The organism is Sphingobacteriales bacterium (assembly GCA_012517435.1).
Lineage (GTDB): Bacteria > Bacteroidota > Bacteroidia > CAILMK01 > JAAYUY01 > JAAYUY01.
The window spans coordinates 1-5,537 of record JAAYUY010000102.1 but is presented as its reverse complement, the minus strand read 5'-3'; the positions used below and the strand labels follow the sequence as shown (position 1 = coordinate 5,537).

Genomic DNA, 5,537 nt, shown 5'->3' with positions numbered 1-5,537 from the left:
TATGATTGGATAGCAAATCAGGAAATTGGTGGAAGTCCCAACTCCCTTAAAAATTGATTATGTGTTTCCTTTGCTTGCGTTATGTCTTTGTCAAGTTCAATGAGTTTTTTGTTTACTTCGTTCAGGTCAATGATTTCTTCTTCAACAGTTGTGCTTACATAGCGTGAAATATTTAAGTTGAAGTCGTTTTTTTCAATTTCTGCCATCGATACTCTGCGGGAGTAACGGACTTCTTCTTTTCGTTCCCGATAGGTGTCAACTATCTTTTTGATGTGTTCGGGCAGCAGCGTGTTTTGTCGTTTGCCTTTTTCGTAATGTTCGGCTGCATTGATGAACAAAACATCGTCAAATTTTTTGCATTTCTTTAAGACCAATATACAAACGGGAATACCTGTAGAGAAAAACAGGTTTGCAGGTAGCCCGATAACCGTATCAATGTTTCCATCCTTCAATAATTTATTTCTGATACGCTCCTCTGCTCCGCCTCTGAACAATACACCGTGCGGCAAGATAATCGCCATGGTTCCCTCTTTGCCAAGAAAATGAAAACCATGCAGCAGAAAGGCAAAATCGGCTGCCGATCTGGGCGCAAGACCGTAACTCTTGAAACGGAAATCCTGCGCCATTTCTTCCGGGGGCTCCCAACGGTAACTAAAAGGAGGATTAGCTACTACGGCATCAAATTCCAGCTTTCTGGCAGGATTCATTTCGTTTAAAATACTCCATTCATTAAGCAAAGTATCTCCGTGGTGGATTTCAAATTCGGTGTCTTTCACTCCATGAAGCAACATATTCATCCGTGCAAGGTTGTAAGTAGTGATGTTTTTCTCCTGTCCGTAAAGTTTACCAATGGTCCCATTTGCTTCGATTATTTTTCTGCGAATGTTCAGGAGCAACGAACCTGAACCGCAGGCAAAGTCTAAAACCCGTTCAATTTTTTTCTTTTTGCCCTGAGCAGGGTTTTGGCTGTCGAGAATAACAATTTCGGAAAGAATATCGGAAATGCGTTGCGGGGTGTAAAATTCACCCGCTTTTTTGCCCGAACCTGCCGCAAACTGACCAATGAGATATTCGTAGGCATCGCCTAAAATATCCTTATCGGTGGAAAACTGGTTGATGCCCTCGGCAATTTTCTGAATAATGGTACAGAGTTTTTTGTTGCGTTCTTCATAATTTTTTCCGAGTTTGTCAGAATCCAGATTGATTTCGGAAAACAAACCCTGAAAGGTGCTTTCGAACGATTGGTTTTCAATATATTTGAATCCATGCTGTAAGGTCTTAAGCAAATCTTTGCTCTGGGTTTTAGCCAGGTATGCAATATTGTTCCACAGGTATTGGGGTTCAATGACATAGTGTATCTTTCTCCGCATCTGTTTTTCAAATTCAGCCACATCATCTGGATTTTGTTCATACCAAATGGACAATGGGGTTTTGCCCCCGTTTCCGTTCAGAGATGGGTAATCTTTTCCGAGTTCTTTCCTGGCTGCTTCTTCGTAGTTATCGCTCAGGTAGCGCAGAAACAAAAACGAAAGCATGTAATCGCGGAAATCGTCTGCGTTCATGGAACCCCGCAGGTCGTCTGCGATTTTCCAGAGGGTTTTGCCTAAATCTGAGTGGTTGTTTGCTGTCATATCTTTATTTTTTTCTCATTTATGCGGTATTTGTTTTGAAATTTATCCATTATCACCATCATTTACATTAGGAAACAACCCCTGCAACAATCCTTTTTTGTGCTGTTCTAACAGTTCTATTTTTTGCTCCTGCGCCTGAATTACATCATCTAAGGACGAAAGGCAGGAGGCGATTTTTTGTTGTTCGGCTTTGACCTCAGGAAATTTAATTTTCATTCTTTTGAAATCTGAGTTGTATAATCTGCTAATAACTCCGCCATCGGATGTTTGCCATCTCAAATTTGAATAGCAGTAAAATAAGAAAGGATTTAAGACAACGTCTTCATTATGACCTAACCAGATAATATTTGAATCTTGAAAATAGGCAGGCGAACCATCATAAATAACTAATCGTCCAATTGTTCCAGAAGCAGAAATCAAAATGTCCCCAATATTAGGATAAGAATACTTGCTTTTATACTCCTCAAACATTTCTTTTGAAATATAAGAATCTGCTATACCACCAAATGTTCCAATTTTGTAAAATGGTACGCCATTAATTGGACTTGGAGTTGTTTCACTTTTGAATATTCTCTTACACATTAATGGTTCACCAATCTCTCCCAGTCGTTTCTCCACCCACTCCCCACTATCCTTAAACTCGGGGAAGCGGAATTTGGGCACGGTTTCGCCTTCCCGGGGGAATAGGTTTTGCAGTAAGCCCTTTTTGTGTGCTTTGAGCAGTTCCAGCTTTTGCCGCTCGCCTGCAATGACTTCATCTAATGACGAAAGACAGGAGGCGATTTTTTGTTGCTCGGGAAGGGAGGGAAGGGGGATTTTTATTTTGCTCATCACACCATTCATAAGTTTGGGGTTTCCTACGTAAGAAACGTACTTTTTAGCCACAGAATTTATAATTGCAGCAACACAGTGATTTGAATACCCATTTTTATTTATTAATACGCCACAAACATTTGTGCAGTAAAACTTACCCTTTCGAAAATTCACATCTCCGGCATTAGCTCCATCTGTAGTCCAAGTTATCGCGTCTTCATACAAAAAATCTTTGTAGTATCCAGCTAGTCCGTTATTCTTTGTTTGAGATGAATATACAGGAAAGGGATTGCTTTCACTTTGTTCATCACTGACTAAATTCATTGGAAGGACGTAACCTCTTGTTACTTCAAATATGTTCCCTACCTCTTCTACTTCCCACTCTCCACTATTTTGGAATTCTGGGAAACGGAGGCGGGGGATAAGGGCAGGTTTATCGGTTTTTTTGCTGGAATTATAATCGTTCATGCGTTATACGGATTGATTATGCCTGCTTTTATGGTTTTATTTTTCAAAATTGTAAAAAACAGCTCAGGATTTCCCCGGGTTTTGTCAAATAAAAGTGTCTGAATATCAGCATGTTGTTTATTTTTGTTTGACAAAATCAAAAAAAACGGCTGATTATTTCCCCCTGTTTTGTCAAATAAAACAGATTGATAATCAATAAAATGTAATTTTATTGAACAAAATTGTTTAATTAACGAAGCATTATTTCCCTTCATTTTTGTTTAATGATGAATTAAGTGAATACGTTCTGAATTTTCTGCTGCCTTGAGTCGTAATTTTATTTTCAGCAATTAATTCATTTATTGCTTTTCTGATTTTTCTTTCAGGTATTTCTTTACCAATTCGTTCATGTATTTCATTTAACTTACTTCTACCAAAATCGTGTAAATCGGTTAAGATGAGTTCTTTTAAGCGATGTATCTCAATTTTATTAAGTTTTGTAATGGCTAAAGGCGTTCCTTTCAAGATTTTAGGATTCACAAAATACTCGGTGCCTTTGGTTCTGCCTTTGGTTTTGATGATTTGATAATCCAATAAACTGCCAAGCCAGTTTTTAATTTGTTTGTCATTCTGCGATTGTATCAGCCGGGAGAATTCGGTAGCCAAAATGGATTGGTATTGAGCAATAATACCCATGCAGATAATTTCTTTTTGGGTAAGGTGGAATTGTTTTTTAAGATTTTCAATAAGGTTAATAATATCAGGTCGTTTGATTTGATTGTACAATGTAACAGTAACACGGTCGTTGCCTTCTTCAACTTCGGGCAGGGGTTTTGCTTCTGAAACCTGAATTTCGTAGATTTTATCGTAACCGCTGCCTTCGCGTTCCATTAGTCCCAGGTCATAAAACACTTTTGAGAGATGCTCGTTTCGTTTTACCGATTGATGCAAAATATTTTGTGGTGTAACACCCAATGGAAGGAGCCCCGGGTTATGAACTTCGAGCCTGTCGGGAAACAGGTTAATGAAAATATCACCCCGTGTTGAGTATGGGCGGTGTACCAAAGCATTGGCAAGCAGTTCTCTTACTACATTTTCGTTGTAGTGATAAATGATGCGTCTTCCCAGAATGCCTTCCGAAATTTCAATGCCTTCTTTCCACTCGGGTAAAGTGTTCCAGATAGCTTCAATGAGTTCTTTGGGATTGAGCGAAAAATCGTCCCACACTTCTTTGCGAACCTTTTCGTCCCGTTCATTATACTTAATAAATTGAACCACAGGAGCATAAAGCAGGCGGGCCCGTTGTTGCTGTGTACCAATCCACAGAATACCTAAATTGGTGAGATTTCCATCGAAATCAATAAATTGATAGTGATTTAAAAGTTCTTCTTCTGATTTTTGTTTTACAAAATCAGACACCCTTTGCGATTGTTGAATATCGTTTAAAAATCGGGTGAGTTTATTTTTGTCGCAGGTGTTCCAATAGTTTTTGCCAACCACTTTGGTTTCCCACTGAAAGGCAGGTTTATCGGTAAAAAGACGTGTGAGGTCATCGGGTAAAACAGGTTTGCAATGGTCGGCAATGCGGATGTAATACTGACCATCGGTTGTTGAGGCAATCGTAGAGGCAGAAGGAAGTATGGTTATTTCAATATACTCCGCTTTATTTTCGGCTGTTCTCAGTTCTACATTTATGCCCACGTTTATGGTAAGTTCTCCGATGCGTTTGCGAATTTGTTCAGTAAGTTTAGACGGAATTTTTTGACCGTACGGAGGAGTTTCGGCATGGTCTTCAACGCCTATAAGAATCTTACCACCTTTGGCGTTGGCAAAGCAAACGCAGTCTTGTGCCAATGCCCGCCAATCAGGGTTAGCATTCAGAAAGAGTCTAAGTGATTTTTTATCTGCTTTCTCGCTTTCAGTCATGTTGCCTTCATTTTGAATTATTACTCATACGCTTTCAGTCCTGATATTTCCCGTCCTTCGGCTTTCTTTTTTAAAACAGGAATGAGCTCCTGCATCAGAGCCAGTTCTCGTTTAGTGCGTTCTTTCCAGCCCAGGTCAAGGGCTTCAAAAAGTTCGCTCAATTTTTCGGCATCAAAAATCATTCGGCTAATGATATTGTCGGTAAATTGCTGCAGTGCCAATGTCGATAAGCCATGTTTTTGTGCAATTTCCGATAATTTTTTGGCAATTTTTTCCTCTTTAAATTTCTGGTAATCATCTTTTATTTGTTGCTCGTTGAGTGGTTTGCCAACTTCCAAAGTATTGATGTAATCAGTAATGTCGTCCCGTTCTTCCATGAGGTTGGCGCTGCTGCTCAGCACGCCAATAAGTTGTTCACGGGTCATCTTTTGTTTTTTGGGTTGCTGCTGGGTGTATTTGGCAATCAGGTTCATGATGTAGTCATAATCCACCAATGCAGAAGCAAAGAGCACAAATTCAAAATCGAGCTGCTGAATATTTTCGGGGGCATTGTCGCCTTCCTTTTGCTGGATTTCCTTGAGCTGTCTGGCAATTTCCAGATACGAACTGCGGAAAGAACGCAGCTGTTCCTCCGGCATCAGTTCTTCAATTTTTGCTTTTTGTTCTTCGTTCAGGTCGGTATATTGGTCAAGTTGCGTTTTCAGGCGTTGCACTTCCTTA

The 5,537-nt window shown here is 39.7% G+C and carries 4 protein-coding genes; all 4 read right to left on the bottom strand.

The features are described 5' to 3' along the window. Positions 1–17: 17 nt before the first annotated feature. Positions 18–1,631 carry a type I restriction-modification system subunit M gene (locus tag GX437_06170; GenBank protein NLJ07238.1) on the bottom strand — a complete coding sequence of 538 codons (1,614 nt, stop codon included), beginning with the start codon at positions 1,629–1,631 and terminating at the stop codon, positions 18–20. A 42-nt stretch (positions 1,632–1,673) separates the two neighbouring features. After that, complete coding sequence (locus tag GX437_06165) at positions 1,674–2,912, bottom strand: hypothetical protein (protein NLJ07237.1); 1,239 nt, start codon at positions 2,910–2,912, stop codon at positions 1,674–1,676. Between the two features lie 240 nt (positions 2,913–3,152). Beyond that, on the bottom strand, positions 3,153–4,817 hold the full coding sequence (locus GX437_06160) for a transcriptional regulator (GenBank protein NLJ07236.1): 1,665 nt from the start codon (positions 4,815–4,817) through the stop codon (positions 3,153–3,155). Positions 4,818–4,837: 20 nt separating this feature from the next. Further along, the coding region (locus GX437_06155; protein ID NLJ07235.1) for a type I restriction endonuclease subunit R at positions 4,838–5,537 on the bottom strand (700 nt) is incomplete at its 5' end.